The organism is Nonomuraea sp. NPDC004702, assembly GCF_053601695.1.
Genome location: NZ_JBSGCE010000077.1, coordinates 1 through 15,012, shown reverse-complemented (window position 1 = coordinate 15,012; position 15,012 = coordinate 1). Strand labels below are relative to the sequence as shown.

The 15,012-nt window shown below is 74.6% G+C and carries 16 protein-coding genes; 10 read left to right on the top strand and 6 right to left on the bottom strand.

Annotated elements, in window-relative coordinates; translation table 11 throughout:
• Positions 1–349: 349 nt before the first annotated feature.
• Positions 350–1,378: a sirohydrochlorin chelatase gene (locus ACWEJ6_RS46990; protein ID WP_452431843.1), complete on the bottom strand. Its 1,029-nt coding sequence runs from the start codon at positions 1,376–1,378 to the stop codon at positions 350–352.
• Positions 1,375–2,667, bottom strand: a complete 1,293-nt coding sequence (locus tag ACWEJ6_RS46985) for a uroporphyrinogen-III synthase (RefSeq protein ID WP_452431841.1) — start codon at positions 2,665–2,667, stop codon at positions 1,375–1,377. The genes ACWEJ6_RS46990 and ACWEJ6_RS46985 overlap by 4 nt, the downstream gene beginning before the upstream one ends.
• Positions 2,668–2,894: 227 nt before the next feature.
• On the opposite strand from ACWEJ6_RS46985, the gene ACWEJ6_RS46980 reads away from it, so the two are divergent.
• Positions 2,895–3,380, top strand: a complete 486-nt coding sequence (locus ACWEJ6_RS46980) for a peptide deformylase (protein WP_364338286.1) — start codon at positions 2,895–2,897, stop codon at positions 3,378–3,380.
• Here ACWEJ6_RS46980 and ACWEJ6_RS46975 read toward each other — a convergent pair.
• The 3 genes from ACWEJ6_RS46975 to ACWEJ6_RS46965 form a co-directional block, all read right to left on the bottom strand.
• Positions 3,316–3,594: a WhiB family transcriptional regulator gene (locus ACWEJ6_RS46975; RefSeq protein ID WP_449923197.1), complete on the bottom strand. Its 279-nt coding sequence runs from the start codon at positions 3,592–3,594 to the stop codon at positions 3,316–3,318. The genes ACWEJ6_RS46980 and ACWEJ6_RS46975 overlap by 65 nt on opposite strands.
• Before the next feature lie 105 nt (positions 3,595–3,699).
• Positions 3,700–4,620 carry a glycosyltransferase gene (locus ACWEJ6_RS46970; RefSeq protein ID WP_452431839.1) on the bottom strand — a complete coding sequence of 307 codons (921 nt, stop codon included), beginning with the start codon at positions 4,618–4,620 and terminating at the stop codon, positions 3,700–3,702.
• Positions 4,617–5,210 carry a D-glycero-alpha-D-manno-heptose-1,7-bisphosphate 7-phosphatase gene (locus ACWEJ6_RS46965; protein WP_358298981.1) on the bottom strand — a complete coding sequence of 198 codons (594 nt, stop codon included), beginning with the start codon at positions 5,208–5,210 and terminating at the stop codon, positions 4,617–4,619. Before ACWEJ6_RS46965 ends, ACWEJ6_RS46970 begins: the two co-directional genes overlap by 4 nt.
• Before the next feature lie 173 nt (positions 5,211–5,383).
• Between ACWEJ6_RS46965 and ACWEJ6_RS46960 the strand changes: the two genes are divergently transcribed.
• The 9 genes from ACWEJ6_RS46960 to ACWEJ6_RS46920 are packed head-to-tail and all read left to right on the top strand — an operon-like array spanning position 5,384 to position 14,879.
• A complete protein-coding gene (locus ACWEJ6_RS46960; protein WP_452431836.1) occupies positions 5,384–7,015 on the top strand; it encodes a carbamoyltransferase family protein in 1,632 nt (543 codons plus the stop codon).
• The gene (locus ACWEJ6_RS46955) at positions 7,012–8,073 is read left to right on the top strand and encodes a glycosyltransferase family 2 protein (protein WP_452431835.1); all 1,062 of its coding nucleotides are present in this window, start codon (positions 7,012–7,014) and stop codon (positions 8,071–8,073) included. The genes ACWEJ6_RS46960 and ACWEJ6_RS46955 overlap by 4 nt, the downstream gene beginning before the upstream one ends.
• Positions 8,070–9,302, top strand: a complete 1,233-nt coding sequence (locus ACWEJ6_RS46950) for a glycosyltransferase family 9 protein (protein WP_452431833.1) — start codon at positions 8,070–8,072, stop codon at positions 9,300–9,302. Before ACWEJ6_RS46955 ends, ACWEJ6_RS46950 begins: the two co-directional genes overlap by 4 nt.
• Positions 9,299–10,492: a glycosyltransferase gene (locus ACWEJ6_RS46945; protein ID WP_452431831.1), complete on the top strand. Its 1,194-nt coding sequence runs from the start codon at positions 9,299–9,301 to the stop codon at positions 10,490–10,492. The genes ACWEJ6_RS46950 and ACWEJ6_RS46945 overlap by 4 nt, the downstream gene beginning before the upstream one ends.
• Before the next feature lie 2 nt (positions 10,493–10,494).
• Entirely contained in the window at positions 10,495–11,043 is a 549-nt protein-coding gene (locus ACWEJ6_RS46940; protein ID WP_357977238.1) for a D-sedoheptulose-7-phosphate isomerase, read from the top strand.
• Positions 11,043–12,386: a PfkB family carbohydrate kinase gene (locus ACWEJ6_RS46935; RefSeq protein ID WP_358298972.1), complete on the top strand. Its 1,344-nt coding sequence runs from the start codon at positions 11,043–11,045 to the stop codon at positions 12,384–12,386. Before ACWEJ6_RS46940 ends, ACWEJ6_RS46935 begins: the two co-directional genes overlap by 1 nt.
• Positions 12,383–13,057, top strand: a complete 675-nt coding sequence (locus tag ACWEJ6_RS46930) for an SDR family oxidoreductase (protein WP_352363997.1) — start codon at positions 12,383–12,385, stop codon at positions 13,055–13,057. Before ACWEJ6_RS46935 ends, ACWEJ6_RS46930 begins: the two co-directional genes overlap by 4 nt.
• On the top strand, positions 13,048–13,920 hold the full coding sequence (locus ACWEJ6_RS46925; RefSeq protein ID WP_397218052.1) for a glycosyltransferase family 9 protein: 873 nt from the start codon (positions 13,048–13,050) through the stop codon (positions 13,918–13,920). Before ACWEJ6_RS46930 ends, ACWEJ6_RS46925 begins: the two co-directional genes overlap by 10 nt.
• Positions 13,917–14,879, top strand: a complete 963-nt coding sequence (locus ACWEJ6_RS46920) for a UDP-glucuronic acid decarboxylase family protein (protein WP_358298968.1) — start codon at positions 13,917–13,919, stop codon at positions 14,877–14,879. Before ACWEJ6_RS46925 ends, ACWEJ6_RS46920 begins: the two co-directional genes overlap by 4 nt.
• On the opposite strand, the gene ACWEJ6_RS46915 is transcribed toward ACWEJ6_RS46920, so the two are convergent.
• A partial coding sequence (locus ACWEJ6_RS46915) for a hypothetical protein (protein ID WP_452431830.1) occupies positions 14,830–15,012 on the bottom strand: 183 nt, incomplete at its 5' end. The two genes, ACWEJ6_RS46920 and ACWEJ6_RS46915, sit on opposite strands and share 50 nt — an antisense overlap.

The following is a 15,012-nucleotide window of genomic DNA, read 5'->3' as shown; positions in this document are numbered from 1 at the left end:
GCCTCACACCTGATGACATGCTCCCGGAGCAGGCCCGCGGCGCGGTCCTCCCCCCGGCGGCCAACTCTGCGAGCAGCCCTTGGGGGTCCGGGCGGGGCGGGGAGGTCGTGTGGCTCTATCTCAGGCCGCGTTGGGGAGGTCGCGTTTCGCGTCCCCGAGGCCAGGGCTGTGAGGTCGCGCGTGTGCATCGCCGAGGCCGGGAGGTGAGGGATCGCTGGGGTACATGCCAGGCCCGGGGGCTGAGAGGGCGTTCGGCTACAGCTCCGGGAGCGGAAGCGAGGTCGGTCGCTGCATCTCTCCATGCATGTGGGGGCGCGTGGCCGGATTTCGGGGCATGTGAGGGCGGGGGTTACCTCCGGGCGGCGGGGGTCGGGTGCGGGTGTCGGTGTGTGAGGGACTGGTCGTAGCGGTGCCAGATGAGGGCGGTCACGGCGGGGTCCGGGGCGAGCGGGGCGGTGACCAGGTCGGCGCCCGAGGCGGTCAGCCGATCGTGGAAGAAGCCGGGGGCCAGCACGTACGAGGCCACCACCACCCGGCCACGGGACGTCCTGCGCGCCTGGTCCACCGCGTCCGGCAGCGACGGCGTCCCCGAGGCGGCGAAGGCCGCCGTGACCGGCCGTGACAGGCGTACCGAGAGCCGCCGGGCCGCGGTGCGCACGTCGGCGAGCCCGGCGGGGTCGGACGAGCCCGCCGCGCCCAGGATCAGCGTGTCGTCGGCGCGCAGCCCCGCCTGGGCCAGCGTGCGGACGAGCGCCGTGGTCAGCAGGGCGTGCGGACCGAGCCGGCCGGCCACCAACGCGTCCGGACGGCGGGCGGCGACCACCTCGGGCAGGTCGACGTGCACGTGGTAGCCCCTAGCCAGCAGCAACGGCACGACCACCACCGGCCCCGGCACGGCCGGCAGCACGTCGGCGAGCAGCGGCGCGCTGATCTCCAGAAAACTCGGTTCGACCCGACACCCCGGACGCGCCCTGCGGACCGAGCGGGCGAGTGCCGCCAAGGCCCGCTCCCCCGCCGCACTCCGCGTACCGTGCGCGGCCAGCACCAGCGTTGGCAGCGCCCCGTCCTCCAGCACGGACGCCCCCACTAGCGGGGAGGCACCCACCAGACGGGACGCCCCCACCTGAGCGGGCGCACGCACGACATCGGACGCACTCACGGCGTCAGGCACAGGCGCGACGTAGGACCCGCGCACGAGGACCGGCCCACGCACGAGAGTGGGCCTCCCGTCCGACGTCGAGCCGGGGCTTGCGGGCTGGTCGGAGGTCATGGAGTGGCTGGGCTGGTCGAAGATCATGGGGTCGATGAGCTGCTCGGAGGTCAGGGGGTGGCTGGGCTGGTCGGAGGTCAGGGGGTGGGTGGGCCGGTTGGGGGTCATCGGGTGGGGTCGTGGGGGCAGGCCAGGCGGTAGCCGCGTTTGACGACCGTCTCGACGATGCCGGCCGGCCCCAGGGCGCGGCGCAGCCGGGTGACGGCCATCTCCACCGCGTGCTCGGCCGAGTCCCGGGCCGCGCTGCCCGGCAGCACCGTGCGCAGGTCGGCGCGGGAGACCACGTGGCCCGGCTTGTCGGCCAGGCGTTTGAGCACCGCCATCGGCGCGGGCGGCAGCGGACGCAGGTCGCCGTCCACGACGACGGCGTGGCCGCGCACCTCCAGCCGGTGCCCGCCCGCGACCAGCCGGGTGACGCCGTGCTCGGGCAGGTGCCTGGCCAGCGCGCGGGCCAGGGCGCCGAGACGGGACCGGTCGGGCCGCAGGACGCGTACGCCGCGCGAGGTCAGCGGCTCGGCCGTCACGGGCCCCACGCAGGCGGCCACGACGGGCCCGCCGAACGCGGCCAGCAGCGCGTCCTCCAGGCCGTCGGAGCGGGCCGCGCCGAGCATGGCGTGGACGGCGGGCGCGCTGGTGAAGGCCACCGCGTCCACCGCGCCCGAGACGGCCTGGCTGATCAGGCGGCGCAGGGGCGAGCCGTCGCGGCAGGGCAGCCACCGGTAGACCGGGATCTCGATCACCTCGGCCCCGGCCGCGCGCAGGGCCGCCACGAAGGCGGTGAGCGGCTCGCCGTGCTGCTGGACCGCGATGCGCCGGCCGCGCAGGTCCTGGGCGAGCAGGTGCTCCTTGACCTCGTCGCAGGACTCGGTGACGGGCGTCCAGTGGTCGGTCAGCCCGGCGGCCCGTACGGCTCCCCTGGCCTTGGGGCCGCGGGTGAGCAGGCGGGCCCGGCCGAGGTGGTCGCCCAGGTCGGCGGACAGGCCCCAGCCCTCGGCGGCGGCCATCCAGCCGCGGAAGCCGACGCCGGTGGTGACGACCACGTCGTCCAGGGGGGCCTGGAGGGTGAGGCGGGTGGCGGCGAGCAGGTCGGCGTCCTCGGCCAGGGGCACCAGGCGGATGGCGGGCGCGCTGACGACGCGGGCGCCGCGCCGCGCCAGCAGCGCGGCGAACTCCTCCCGCCGCCGCGTGGCGGTCACCCCGATGGTGAACCCGGCCAGCGCGTCGGGCGCCGTCTCAGGTGACCCTTGGATGAACGCGGCCGGCGCGTCCGGCGCCGTCCCGGGAGACCCTCGGGTGAACCCGCCCGGCGCGTCGGGCGCCGTCCCGGAAGACCCTTGGATGAACGCGGCCGGCGCGTCGGGCACCGTCTCGGGAGAGCCTTCGGAAAGGGCGGTCATGCCGGCACCTCCGGGCAGGTGGGGCCCGGCCGGGCCCCGAGCGCCCGGCCGGGCGTCACAGGCGCGGGCGACGCAAGTGAGATCACCCTCCGATCCTGCTTTCGGGTGGTTTCACCCTTGGGTCTCCGCTGTTACCGCTGTGCTACAAGGCCCGGCCTTCAGGGTTGAGGGGATCCGGCGACGGGAACCGTTCCGCATGACGATCGCGGCGTTTCGGGGAGTTGCGGGTGACGGTCCGGCCTATTCGCGTGTTCGACGATCCGGTGCTCCGCGTGGTGGCGGAGCCGGTGCACGACTTCGACCGGGAGCTGCGGCGCCTGGTGAAGTCGCTGACGCTCACCCTGCGGGCGGGCACGGGCCGGGCAGGCCTGTCGGCCCCGCAGATCGGCGAGCCGGTGCGGGTGCTCGTCTACTCCTACGACGGCCGTTCCGGTCATCTGGTCAACCCGCGGCTGGAGCTGTCGGAGCGGCGGATCACCGCCGACGAGGCGTGCCTGTCGGCGCCGGGCCTCTGGCGTCCGCTGGAACGCTCCTACATGGTCACGGCGCGCGGCCGCGACATGTTCGGCAAGCCGGTGACGCTACGGGCGCTGGGCGTGCTGGCGAGGGTGCTGCAACACGAGGCCGATCATCTCGACGGGGTGCTGTTCAGCGACCACCTCGAAGCTGAGGAGCGGGAACGCTTTCTTGCCGAGGCACTGCCGGCGAGCTGAGCTCACGCCGCTGTTCGGGGTCGGTGCCGCCCCACACGCCGTGCGCCTGACGGGTGTCCAGCGCGTACTGCAGGCAGGGCCGGCGCACGGGGCACCGGCCGCAGATGGTCTTGGCCTTCTCGACCTGCGAGCGGCCGGGGCCTTCGAGCGAGATCGGGAAGAACAGTTCGGGGTCCAGTTCCAGGCAGGCTGCCCTGCGTGACCAGTTGAGCATCATCATGCCCATCGCGCCTACCCATGCCTTCCGGCGTCATACCTGTCAGATCCCGGCTCGGATCCCGGCTCGGACCTCGGCTCGGACCTCGACTCGGATCCCGGCTCAGATCTCGGCCAGCAGCCGGTCCCAGTCCCGCAGGAACCTGGGCAGGCCGTAGCGGGCCAGGGCGGCGGCGCGCGCGGCCTTGCCGGCCTGGGCGGCCCGCTCGGGGTCGGTGACGAAGGCGTGCAGGGCGTCGGCCAGCACGTCCACCCTGGTGGAGAGCACCCCGGCCTCCTGCGGCACCGCCTCGACGGCCTCGGTCGTGGCCAGCGCCACGACGGGCATGCCCAGGGTCATGGCCTCGATGAGGGCCAGGCCCAGCGACGTCCAGCGGTACGGGTGCAGGTAGGCGCGTCTGCGGGCCAGGGCGGCGTGCATGACGTGCTGCGGCAGGTCCTCGTAGGTGCCGTACGGCAGGCCGTCCACCTTCATGCCGAACACGTCCAGCGGGACGCGCTCGGCGAAGCGCGGCAGCAGGTCGGTGCCGGCGACCCTGGTACGGCGTACCGGCTCGTTGACCACGACGCCGGCCCTGGCCAGCTCGCCGGTGTACAGGTGGCCCGGGTCGGGGACGCCGTGCTCGATCACGCGGGTGGGCGCCCGGCCGTTGTCCCAGAACAGCTCGTTGAAGTGGGTGACGTGCACGATCGTGACGTCGTCCTGGCCGGACAGCGGGTGCCTGGTCCGCGGGACGTCGCCGGCCGGGGTGTTGTGCTCGACGTACACGCCGGGCGCCGCGCGGCCGAGCCACTCGCGGGCCAGGTCGATCTCGTGCGGCCGCTGGTAGACGACCACGTCGATCGGCTCGTCGCGGAGCCGGTCGTAGGCCACCTCGCGGACGTTGTCCGGCCAGTCGTAGGTGGCGGCGCGCCCCCGGCCGTCGGGACCGCGGCCGGGGACGAGCGGCAGCACGTAGTCGTGGCCGCCGCTGACGAAGGCGCTGGTCCACGAGCCGTGGACGTGCCAGATGAGGATCCTCACCAGCGGCTCCAGCCCATGGCCCGGGCCCAGGGCGCGGACGAGGCCGCCGCCACGGGCATCTCGGGCGCGCTGAGCACCCGGTCGACGACGTCGGTGAGATCGTCGGCGACCTCGGCCGCCTGCTCGATCTCCTCCTCCAGCGTCTGCCTCGTCGGGACGAGGATGCCCCGGGCCCCCGCGGCCCTGGCCGCCTCCATGTCCCGGCCGATGTCGCCGACCACCACGCAGTCGCGCGGGCTGACGTCGAGGACGGCGGCCGCCCTGATCACCAGCCCCGGCGCCGGTTTGCGGCAGGTGCAGCCGTCGGCGTCGTCGTGCACGCAGATGGCCCACGCGTCGAACGGCCCGAGCAGCTCCTCCACCCTGGCGTTCACCTGGTCCATCTCGTCCGGCGAGAGCAGGCCCTTGGCCACGCCGGACTGGTTGGTGACCACCGCGACGGGCACGTCGGCCCGGCGGAGCCTGCCGAGCGCCTCGACCGCTCCCGGCATGGGCTCGACGAGGCGCGGGTCGCCGTTGTACGGCACGTCTTTGATCAAGGTTCCGTCCCGGTCGAAGAGGACGGCCCCGGGACGTCGCTTTTCGAACACCTCTCACCTCCGTCGCGTGGTCCGGCAGCTACCCGGGCCACCACCCGGCAAACAACTACTCAGAGTGACCAACCCCAGGCGATTACGCCCGTTTTCGCATCTCCCGAGGTAGCCCGAGGTTTGAGAGCCGCTTCTCTCGGTAGCGGTTCTCGACATCTGCGGGGGAGGAAACGATGAAGTTTCTCGGCATCAACGCGATCTTCCACGACCCGGCCGCGGCGCTGGTCGTCGACGGGAAGATCGTGGCCGCGGCGGAGGAGGAGCGCTTCAGCCGCCGCAAGCACGGCAAACGGCCGCTGGCGTTCTCCGCGTGGGAGCTGCCCGAGCAGGCCGCCGCCTGGTGCCTGCACGAGGCGGGCCTGTCCCCCGAGGACCTGGACGCCGTGGCCTACTCCTACGACCCGGCGCTGGTGGTCCAGCGGCCGGAGGGCGACTGGGAGGACCTGCGCACGAAGTACGCCGTCCGGGCGCCCGCCTTCCTGGCGACCGCGCTGCCGGGCCTGGACGCCGGGCAGGTCACCTACGTGCCGCACCACGTGGCGCACGCCGCCTCGGCCGGTCTGGCCTCCCCCTGGCGCGACTGCGCGGTGCTGGTGTGCGACGGGCGCGGCGAGAACGTCTCGCACCTGGCGGGCCGCTACCGCGACGGCGAGCTGGAGGTGCTGGCCGCCCAGGAGCTGCCGCACTCGCTCGGCCTGATGTACGAGGACGTCACCCAGCACCTGGGCTTCCTGCGCTCCAGCGACGAGTACAAGGTCATGGCCATGGCCTCCTACGGCCGGCCGCGCCACCTGGAGTCGCTGCGCGAGATCATCTACACGACCGGCGACGGCGGCTTCCGCGTCGAGCCGGTCGACTGGAACGTCTACGTCAAGGCCCTGGCCATGGGCGAGCCGTGGACCTCCGACCACGCCGACCTGGCCGCCAGCGTGCAGGCCCGGTTGGAGGAGGTGCTGCTGGAGCTGGCCCGCTGGCTGCACGAGCGCACCGGCGAACGACGGCTCGCGCTGGCCGGCGGGGTGGCGCTGAACTGCGTGGCCAACACCCGGCTGCTGGACGAGGGGCCGTTCGAGGAGGTGTGGGCCCAGCCGGCCGCCGGCGACTCCGGCACGGCGCTGGGCGGCGCGCTGCACCTGGCGCAGACCTACGGCGAGCCCGCCGGTCCCATGCCGGGCGCGGCGCTCGGGCGCGGGTTCACCGACGAGGAGCTGGGCGCCTGGCTGGACGTGGCGCGGGTGCCGTACACGCGGCCGGCCGACCTGGGCGCGGCGGTGGCCGCCGAACTGGCCGCCGACCGGATCGTGGCCTGGTTCCAGGGCCGGTCCGAGTACGGGCCGCGGGCCCTCGGCCGCCGGTCGCTGCTGGCCCATCCGGGGCACGCGGGCAACACCGAGCGGCTCAACGACGTCAAGGGCCGGGAGCAGTTCCGGCCGATCGCGCCGATGGTCCTGGAGTCCAGGGCGGCGGAGATCTTCGGGCGGGGGCCGGTGCCCTCGCCGTACATGCTGTTCGTGCACGACGTGCGCGAGCCCTGGCGGGACCGCATCCCGGCGGTGGTGCACGTGGACGGCACCGCCCGCATCCAGACGATCTCGCCGGCCGACGACCCGCTGATGGCGCGGGTGCTGACCGAGTTCGAGGCGCGCACGGGGCTGCCGGTGGTGGTCAACACGAGCCTGAACACCGCGGGCCGGCCGATGGTCGACGACCCGCGCGACGCGCTGGAGTGCTTCGGCTCCTCGCCGGTGGACGTGCTGGCGCTGGGGCCGTACCTGGTGCGGCGCGGGGAGGTGTTCGCGTCGTGATCACCGTCGTGATCCCCACCATCGGCCGCGCCACGCTGCGGGAGACGCTGGCGGCGGTGGGCCGGTCGGTGCCGGTGATCGTGGTGGACGACCGGCGGGCGGACGCCGCCGCGCTGGAGCTGCCCGATCACGTGCGGGTCGTGCGCTCGGGCGGCCGCGGCCCGGCCGCGGCGCGCAACGCCGGGTGGCGGGCCGCCGGGACGCCCTGGGTGGTGTTCCTCGACGACGACGTGATCCCCGCGCCCGGGTGGGCCGAGGCGGTCTGGAAGGACCTGGTGGACCTGCCCGACGATGTGGGCGGCAGCCAGGGCCGGATCGTGGTGCCGCGGCCGTCCGGCCGGCGGCCCACCGACGCCGAGCGGCACACGCTGGGGCTGTCGGACGCGCTGTGGGTGACGGCCGACATGGCCTACCGGCGTTCGGTGCTGGAGCAGACCGGCGGGTTCGACGAACGTTTCCCCCGCGCCTACCGCGAGGACGCCGACATCGCCCTGCGGGTGGCGCGGGCGGGCCACCGGCTGGTCGCGGGCGAGCGGGTGACCACGCACCCGGTGCGCCAGGACGGGTTCTGGGCGAGCGTGCGCTTCCAGCGCGGCAACGCCGACGACGCGCTGATGCGGCGCCTGCACGGGCCGGACTGGCGGCAGGCGATCGGCGGCTCGGGCGGCCGGCTGCGCCGCCACGCCGCCACCTCGGCCGCCGCGCTCACGGCCGCCGCCCTGGGCCTGGCCGCCACCGTGGCCCGCCCGTCCGGCAAAGGACGCGCGGACCGGTGGCCGGAGAGACGGCGCGGCGGGCGGCCCGGCAGTCGGCCCGGCGGGCGGCTCGACCGGCGGCCCGGCAGGCGGGGCGCGGCCGGCGGGTGGCGGGCGTTGCCGGTGCTGGCCGCGGTAGCCGGAGCCCTGTGGGCCGCGATGACCGCCGAGTTCGCCTGGCGGCGCATCGCCCCAGGGCCGCGTACCCCGCGCGAGGTGTGGCGCATGGCCGTCACCAGCGTAGTGATCCCGCCGGTCGCCTGTGTGCACCGGCTTCGGGGGGAATGGAGGTGGCGGCGATGAGACGTCGCGATCCGGCGGCTCGGTGCGGCTGCGGCCGTACGAACGCCACGCAGTGCCGCGGCAAGGCCGGACGGGCCGCCCGCGCCCGCAAGCCCGCGGAACCCACCACAGCGCAGACCACCACGGCGCAGACCACCACGACGGAGGCCGGCACGCCGGAGGCGGCGGTGTGCCGGGCGGCCGGAGAGCGCGGCGGCGGCCGGGGACGCGTCCTGGTGGCGCGGCTCGACGACGCCGGAGACGTCCTGCTGGCCGGGCCCGCCACCCGCGCCGTGCGCACGCTCGCCGACGAGCTGGTCTTCCTGGCCGGTCCCAACGGCCGGGCCGCCGCCGAGCTGCTGCCCGGCGTGGACCGGGTGATCGAGTGGCGGGCGCCGTGGATCGACCACTCCCCCACCGCCGTGTCCAACGCCCAGGTCGCCGACCTGATCGCCCGGGTCGAGGGCGTGGACGAGGCGCTGCTGCTGACCTCCTTCCACCAGTCGGCGCTGCCGCTGGCCCTGCTGCTGCGGATGGCCGGCGTGCGGCGCGTCTGCGCGATCAGCAACGACTACCCCGGCTCGCTCCTGGACGTCCGGCACGTCGTGGACGAGACGCTCGACGTGCCCGAGGCCGAGCGCATGCTGGCCGTCGCGCGGGCGGCCGGGTTCGATCTGCCACCCGGCGACGACGGCAAACTGGCTGTTCGGCGGCCCTTGCCGGATATCGGCCGGGAAAGCGGGCATCTCCTAGGCGTCGGCGGCGCTGCCGATGAACGCTCGTACGTCGTGGTGCATCCAGGGACGTCAGCCCCCGCCAGAACGTGGCCCGCCGACAGGCATCGGCAGGCCGTCAGGGAGCTGGTGGACGACGGGCACCGGGTCGTCGTGACCGGCAAGGAACGTGACCTCACCGCCTACGTGGCCTGCGACGCGGCAGTCGACCTCGGGGGCAGGACCACGTTCGCCGAGCTGGCCGCCGTGATCGAAGGCGCCAGTGTGCTGGTGGCCGGGAACACCGGTCCCGCGCACCTGGCCGCGGCGGTCGGCACACCGGTCGTGAGCCTGTTCGCCCCTGTCGTCCCCGCCGCTCGATGGGCCCCGTACGGCGTTCCCACGGTGCTGCTCGGCGACCAGCAGGCGCCCTGCTCGGGAAGCAGGGCGCGCACCTGTCCGGTGGCCGGGCACCCGTGCCTGTCCCTGGTGACAAGTGAGCAGGTGGTCAAGGCAGTGAGGGAGCTGACGCAGTGAAGGTCGATCTCATCTCCGAACACGCCGATCCGCTGGCGGCCATCGGTGGCGTGGACGCGGGCGGGCAGAACGTCTACGTCGCGCACCTGGCCGTCGCACTGGCCGAGCGCGGGCACACGGTCGTCGTCCACACCAGGCGCTCGGCGCGGTCGCAGCCCGACGCGGTGACCATGGCGCCCGGCGTCACGGTCGAGTACGTCACGGCGGGCCCGGCCGCGGTCGTGCCGAAGGACGAGCTGCCGCCGTACATGCCGGAGTTCACCGAACGCCTGGCCGAGCGCTGGGCGGCCGACCCGCCGGACGTGGCCCACGCGCACTTCTGGATGAGCGGCCAGGCGGCCCTGCGGGCCGCCGCCGGGGGCGTGCCGGTGGTGCAGACCTTCCACGCGCTCGGCACCGTGAAGCGGCGCTGGCAGGGCGAGGCCGACACCAGTCCGGCGCACCGGATCGACACCGAGCGCGAGATCGGCAAGCGGGCCGACGCGGTGCTGGCCACCTGCAGCGACGAGGTCAGCGAGCTGTGCGCGATGGGCGTGCCCGAGCGGCGCGTCACGGTGGTGCCCTGCGGGGTGGACCTGACGGCGTTCCGCCCGCAGGGGCCGGTCGCGCCGCGCGCGGGCGCCAAGGTGGTGCTCAGCATCGGCCGGATGGTGCCGCGCAAGGGCGTGGACACCCTGATCGCCGCGCTGCGCCAGCTCCCGGACGCCGACCTGGTGATCGCCGGCGGCGGCCCGGACGACGAGGAGGAGACCGCCCGGCTGCGCGACCTGGCCCTCGCCTACGGGCTCCAGGACCGGGTGCACCTGATCGGCAGCGTCCCGCGCACGCACGTGCCGGCGCTGATGCGCTCGGCCGACGTCGTGGTCACCGTGCCCTGGTACGAGCCGTTCGGGATGGTCCCGATCGAGGCGATGGCCTGCGGTGTGCCCGTCGTGGCCTCGGCGGTCGGCGGCCACCTGGACACGGTCGCGGGCTGCGGCGTGCTGGTCCCGCCGCGGCGCCCGCGGGCGCTGGCCAGGGCGCTGCGCGACGTGCTCGCCGACCCGGGCAGGCGCGCGGCGCTGGGCGCGGCGGGGGCGCGGCGGGCCCGCGAGCGGTACGGCTGGTCCCGCATCGCCGAGCAGACCGAGGCGGTGTACACGCAGGTCATCGACGGCAAGCTCTGCCGCCTGGCCGCTCTGGGGGGTTGATCATGGACAGACATCTGGAAAAGCTCTGGACCACGCTGGAGAAGGTCGACGACCACGCGGTCACCATCCGCGCCTGGGGCGGGAAGCTGGCCGGCGTGCTGTCGGCCGGCGGCCGGCTGCTGGCCTGCGGCAACGGCGGGTCGGCGGCCGAGGCCCAGCACCTGACGGCCGAGCTGGTGGGCCGGTTCAGGGCCGACCGGCCGCCGTACGCGGCGATCCCGCTGCACGGCGACAGCTCCTCGATGACCGCGATCGCCAACGACTTCGGCCACGAGGAGGTCTACGCCCGCCAGGTGCGGGCGCACGGCCGTCCCGGTGACGTGCTGATGTGCCTGTCCACCAGCGGCGGCAGCCCGAACGTGCTGGCCGCGGCCCGGGCGGCGCAGGAGGTCGGCGTCGTCGCCTGGGCGCTGACCGGGCCCGCGCCGAACCCGCTGGCCGACCTGTGCGACGAGGCGGTGGCCGTGCCCGCGCAGGAGACGGCCACCGTCCAGGAGGTGCACCTCGCCATGATCCACCTGCTCTGCGACGCCATCGAGGAGGCCGTCTGATGGGCCCCCTCGTCGTCATCGGCGACACACTGCTCGACGTGGACGTCGAGGGCGACAGCGAGCGGCTGTGCCCGGACGCGCCGGTCCCGGTGGTCGACATCGCGGCCGAGCACGCCCGCCCCGGCGGGGCCGGGCTGGCCGCGCTGCTGGCCGCGCGGGACGGCGCGGAGGTGGTGCTGATCACCGCGATCGGCGACGACCCCGACGGCCACCGCCTGTGCGCGCTGCTGTCGGAGGAGGTCGAGCTGGTACGCCTGCCGCTGAACGGCGGGACCGTGCGCAAGACCAGGGTCAGGTCGAGGGGCCAGACCATGCTCAGGCTCGACAGCGGCGACGGCGTCACCCGGTCCGACCCGCCCGGCGAGATCCCCGAGGAGATCACGGCCGTGCTGGCCCGCGCCGGCGCCGTGCTGGTCTCCGACTACGGCAGGGGCGTGGCCGGCATGGCCCGGGAGCTGCTGCGCGAGGCCCGCGTACCGGTCGTGTGGGACCCGCACCCCCGGGGCGGGCCGCCCATGCCGGGCTGCACGCTGGTGACGCCGAGCGAGGCGGAGGCCAGGATGTTGTGCCCGGACGGCTACCGCGGCCCCGACCACGCGGCCCGCCGCCTGGTGCGGGAGCTGCGCGCGGGAGCCGTGGCGGTCACCACCGGCGGCAACGGCGCCACGCTGGCCGTCCAGGGCGGCCCGCTGACGCGGGTGCCGCCGCCGGTGACGGCGGCCGGGCAGGACGCGTGCGGCGCGGGCGACCGGTTCGCCGGCGCCGCGGCGCTCGCGCTGCGGGACGGCGCGGACGTCGAGGAGGCGGTCACCATCGGCGTCGGCGAGGCCTCGCGCTTCGTCGAGCGCGGCGGGGCCGCCACCGTCAGGACCCAGGAACAGCGGCTCGGCGACCGTCCGCGCACCGCGCTGGAGGTGGCCAGGCTCACCCGCGCGCAGGGCGGCCGGCTGATCGCCACCGGCGGCTGTTTCGACCTGTTGCACGCGGGGCACGTGAGCCTCCTGCGGCGGGCCAGGGCGCTGGGCGACGCTCTCGTCGTCTGCGTCAACTCCGACGACTCGGTGCGCAGGCTGAAGGGCCCGTCCAGGCCCGTGGTCGACGCGCGGGACCGGGTCGAGGTGCTGCGGGCGCTGAGCTGCGTGGACGCGGTCCTGGTGTTCGAGGAGGACACCCCGGCCGAGTCCATCGAGCTGCTGCGGCCCGACGTGTGGGTGAAGGGCGGGGACTACGAGGGGGAAGTCCTGCCCGAGTCAGAGGTCCTGGAGCGGCTCGGCGCCGAGTTCGTCGCGCTCAGCACGCTGCCGGGACGTTCGACCAGCAATCTGATCAGGGAGATCCAGTGAATATTTTGATCACCGGGGGCGCCTCCGGTCTCGGCCTGGCCACCGCCGAAGCGGTCGAGAAGGAGGGCTGGCGGGCGCTCGTCGTCGACGTGCGCGAGCCGGACCAGCGCTTCGACCACGTCACGGCCGACCTGGCCGACCGCGGGCAGGCCGAGCGGGCCGTGCGCGAGCTCGCCGAGCGGGCCGGCGGCCTGGACGGCGTGGTGACCGCGGCCGGCATCGACGCCTGCGGACGCCTGGAGGACGTGCCCGCCGACGACTGGGAGCGGGTGATCCAGGTCAACCTGCTCGGCACGGCCGCCGTCGTCCGGGCGGCGCTGCCGTATCTGAAGCGGAGCCGCGGCAAGGTGGTGACCTGCGCCTCGACGCTCGGGCTGCGCCCGCTGAGCGACGCCTCGGCGTACTCGGCCTCCAAGTTCGGCGTCGTCGGCTTCACCAGGGGCCTGGCGGTCGAGCTGCGCGGCGAGGTGGGGGTGACCCTGCTGATCCCGGGCGGCATGCGGACGAGCTTCTTCGACGGGCGTCCCGAGCAGTACAAGCCGGGCCCGGAGGCGGGGCTGAACGACCCGGCCGACGTCGCCCAGACCGTCGTGTTCGCGCTCCGGCAGCCGGCCGGGTGCGAGGTCAGAGAGCTGGTCGTCTGCCCCTCGACGGAGACGTCATGGCCCTAGAACTGCTGGCGTTGCGCGGGCTCGGCCTGGGCGACCTGCTCACGGCCGTCCCCGCGCTGCGGGCGCTGCGGCAGTCGTTCCCCGGGCACCGGATCACGCTGGCCGCGCCGAAGTCCCTGGAGGCCCTGCTGCCGCTGATCGGCGCGGTGGACGCCCAGGTGGACGTGTCCGGGCCGGGCCCGGTGCCGTTCCAGCGGCCCGACATCGCGGTCAACCTGCACGGCAAGGGGCCGCAGAGCATCGAGGCGCTGCGCGCCACCGACCCGGGCCGGCTGATCAGCTTCGGCGTCGGCCCGCCGTGGCAGGACGGCGTGCACGAGGTGCGGCGGTGGTGCGGCCTGCTGGAGTGGCACGGCATCCCCGCCGACCCCGAGGACCTGACGCTCGGCATCTCCGACCGGACGGGCCCGGTGATCGTGCATCCGGGGGCCGCCTACCCGGCGCGGCGCTGGCCGCCCGAGCGGTTCGCCGAGGTCGCGGCGGCGCTGGACGACGTGGTCGTCACCGGCAACGCCGACGAGGTGCCGATCGCCAGGAAGGTCGCCGAGCTGGCCGGGCTGCCGCCGGAGCGCATGCTGGCCGGCCGCACCCGGCTGGCCGACCTGATCGACCTGGTCAGCCGGGCGCGGCTGGTGGTCTGCGGCGACACCGGGGTCGCGCACCTGGCGACGGCGTTCTGCGTGCCGTCGGTGGTGCTGTTCGGCCCGGTGCCGCCGTCGGAGTGGGGGCCGCCGCCCGGATGGCGGCACGTGGCCCTGTGGGCCGGTCGCAAGGGCGACCCGCACGGCCTGCGCCCCGATCCCGGCCTGCTCAGGATCGAGGTGTCGGAAGTGGTCGACGCAGCTCTGGAGGTCACGTCATGAGGGCTCTGGTCACCGGCGGAGCCGGCTTCCTCGGTTCCTACCTGTGCGAACGCCTGCTGGACGAAGGCGCCGAGGTCATCTGCATGGACAGTTTCCTGACCGGCGGCCCGCGCAACGTCGAGCACCTGCTGGACAATCCGGCCTTCCGGCTCATCGAGAGCGACCTGACCGGGTACGTGCACGTCCCGGGCCGGGTGGACCTGGTGCTGCACTTCGCCTCGGCCGCCTCGCCGGCCGACTACCTGCGCTACCCGATCGAGACGTTGCGGGTGGGCAGCGTGGGCACCCTGCACGCGCTCGGGCTGGCCAGGGAGAAGGGCGCCCGGTTCGTCCTGGCGTCCACCAGCGAGGTGTACGGCGACCCGCTGGAGCACCCGCAGAAGGAGACGTACTGGGGGAACGTCAACCCGGTCGGCCCGCGCAGCGTCTACGACGAGGCCAAACGCTTCGCCGAGTCGCTGACCACCGCCTACCGCCACTCGCGCGGCACCGACACCGGGATCGTGCGCATATTCAACACCTACGGCCCGCGGATGCGCCCGTTCGACGGCCGGGCGATCCCGACGTTCATCCGGCAGTCGCTGAAGGGCGAGCCGCTGACCATCACCGGCGACGGCACCCAGACCAGGTCGATCTGCTACGTGGACGACACCGTCTCGGGCATCCTGGCCATGGCCCGCAGCGACTTCACCGGCCCGGTCAACATCGGCAACCCGGACGAGCTGACCATGCTGGAGCTGGCCACCCTCATCCGCGACCTGACCGGTTCGGCCTCGGAGATCGAGTTCATCGACCGGCCCGCCGACGATCCGAAGGTGCGCCGGCCCGACACCACCCTGGCCGCCGAGCGGCTGGGCTGGCGGGCGGAGGTGCCCGCCAAGGAGGGGCTGCGGCGCACGATCGAGTGGTTCACCGCGGAGCTCGCCGCGAACGACAGGTTCGAGGAGCTGCGTGTGTGACGGAGAACGCCGAGGGATCGGCGACTCCACGGGAGGTCGTGGGCCGGGCGTAGGTGCCCAGGTAGTCCACGTCGTGGATGACGTTGTTCGTCGCGGTGTTCCGCATGCCGCGCAGCGCGATGCCGTTGCCGGC

Bases quoted from the DNA above. Each gene is read 5' to 3' on its own strand.
- ACWEJ6_RS46990 (WP_452431843.1), bottom strand. From the start codon at position 1,378: ATGACCCCCAACCGGCCCACCCACCCCCTGACCTCCGACCAGCCCAGC.
- ACWEJ6_RS46985 (WP_452431841.1), bottom strand. From the start codon at position 2,667: ATGACCGCCCTTTCCGAAGGCTCTCCCGAGACGGTGCCCGACGCGCCG.
- ACWEJ6_RS46975 (WP_449923197.1), bottom strand. From the start codon at position 3,594: ATGCTCAACTGGTCACGCAGGGCAGCCTGCCTGGAACTGGACCCCGAA.
- ACWEJ6_RS46960 (WP_452431836.1), top strand. From the start codon at position 5,384: ATGAAGTTTCTCGGCATCAACGCGATCTTCCACGACCCGGCCGCGGCG.
- ACWEJ6_RS46950 (WP_452431833.1), top strand. From the start codon at position 8,070: ATGAGACGTCGCGATCCGGCGGCTCGGTGCGGCTGCGGCCGTACGAAC.
- ACWEJ6_RS46940 (WP_357977238.1), top strand. From the start codon at position 10,495: ATGGACAGACATCTGGAAAAGCTCTGGACCACGCTGGAGAAGGTCGAC.
- ACWEJ6_RS46935 (WP_358298972.1), top strand. From the start codon at position 11,043: ATGGGCCCCCTCGTCGTCATCGGCGACACACTGCTCGACGTGGACGTC.
- ACWEJ6_RS46925 (WP_397218052.1), top strand. From the start codon at position 13,048: ATGGCCCTAGAACTGCTGGCGTTGCGCGGGCTCGGCCTGGGCGACCTG.
- ACWEJ6_RS46920 (WP_358298968.1), top strand. From the start codon at position 13,917: ATGAGGGCTCTGGTCACCGGCGGAGCCGGCTTCCTCGGTTCCTACCTG.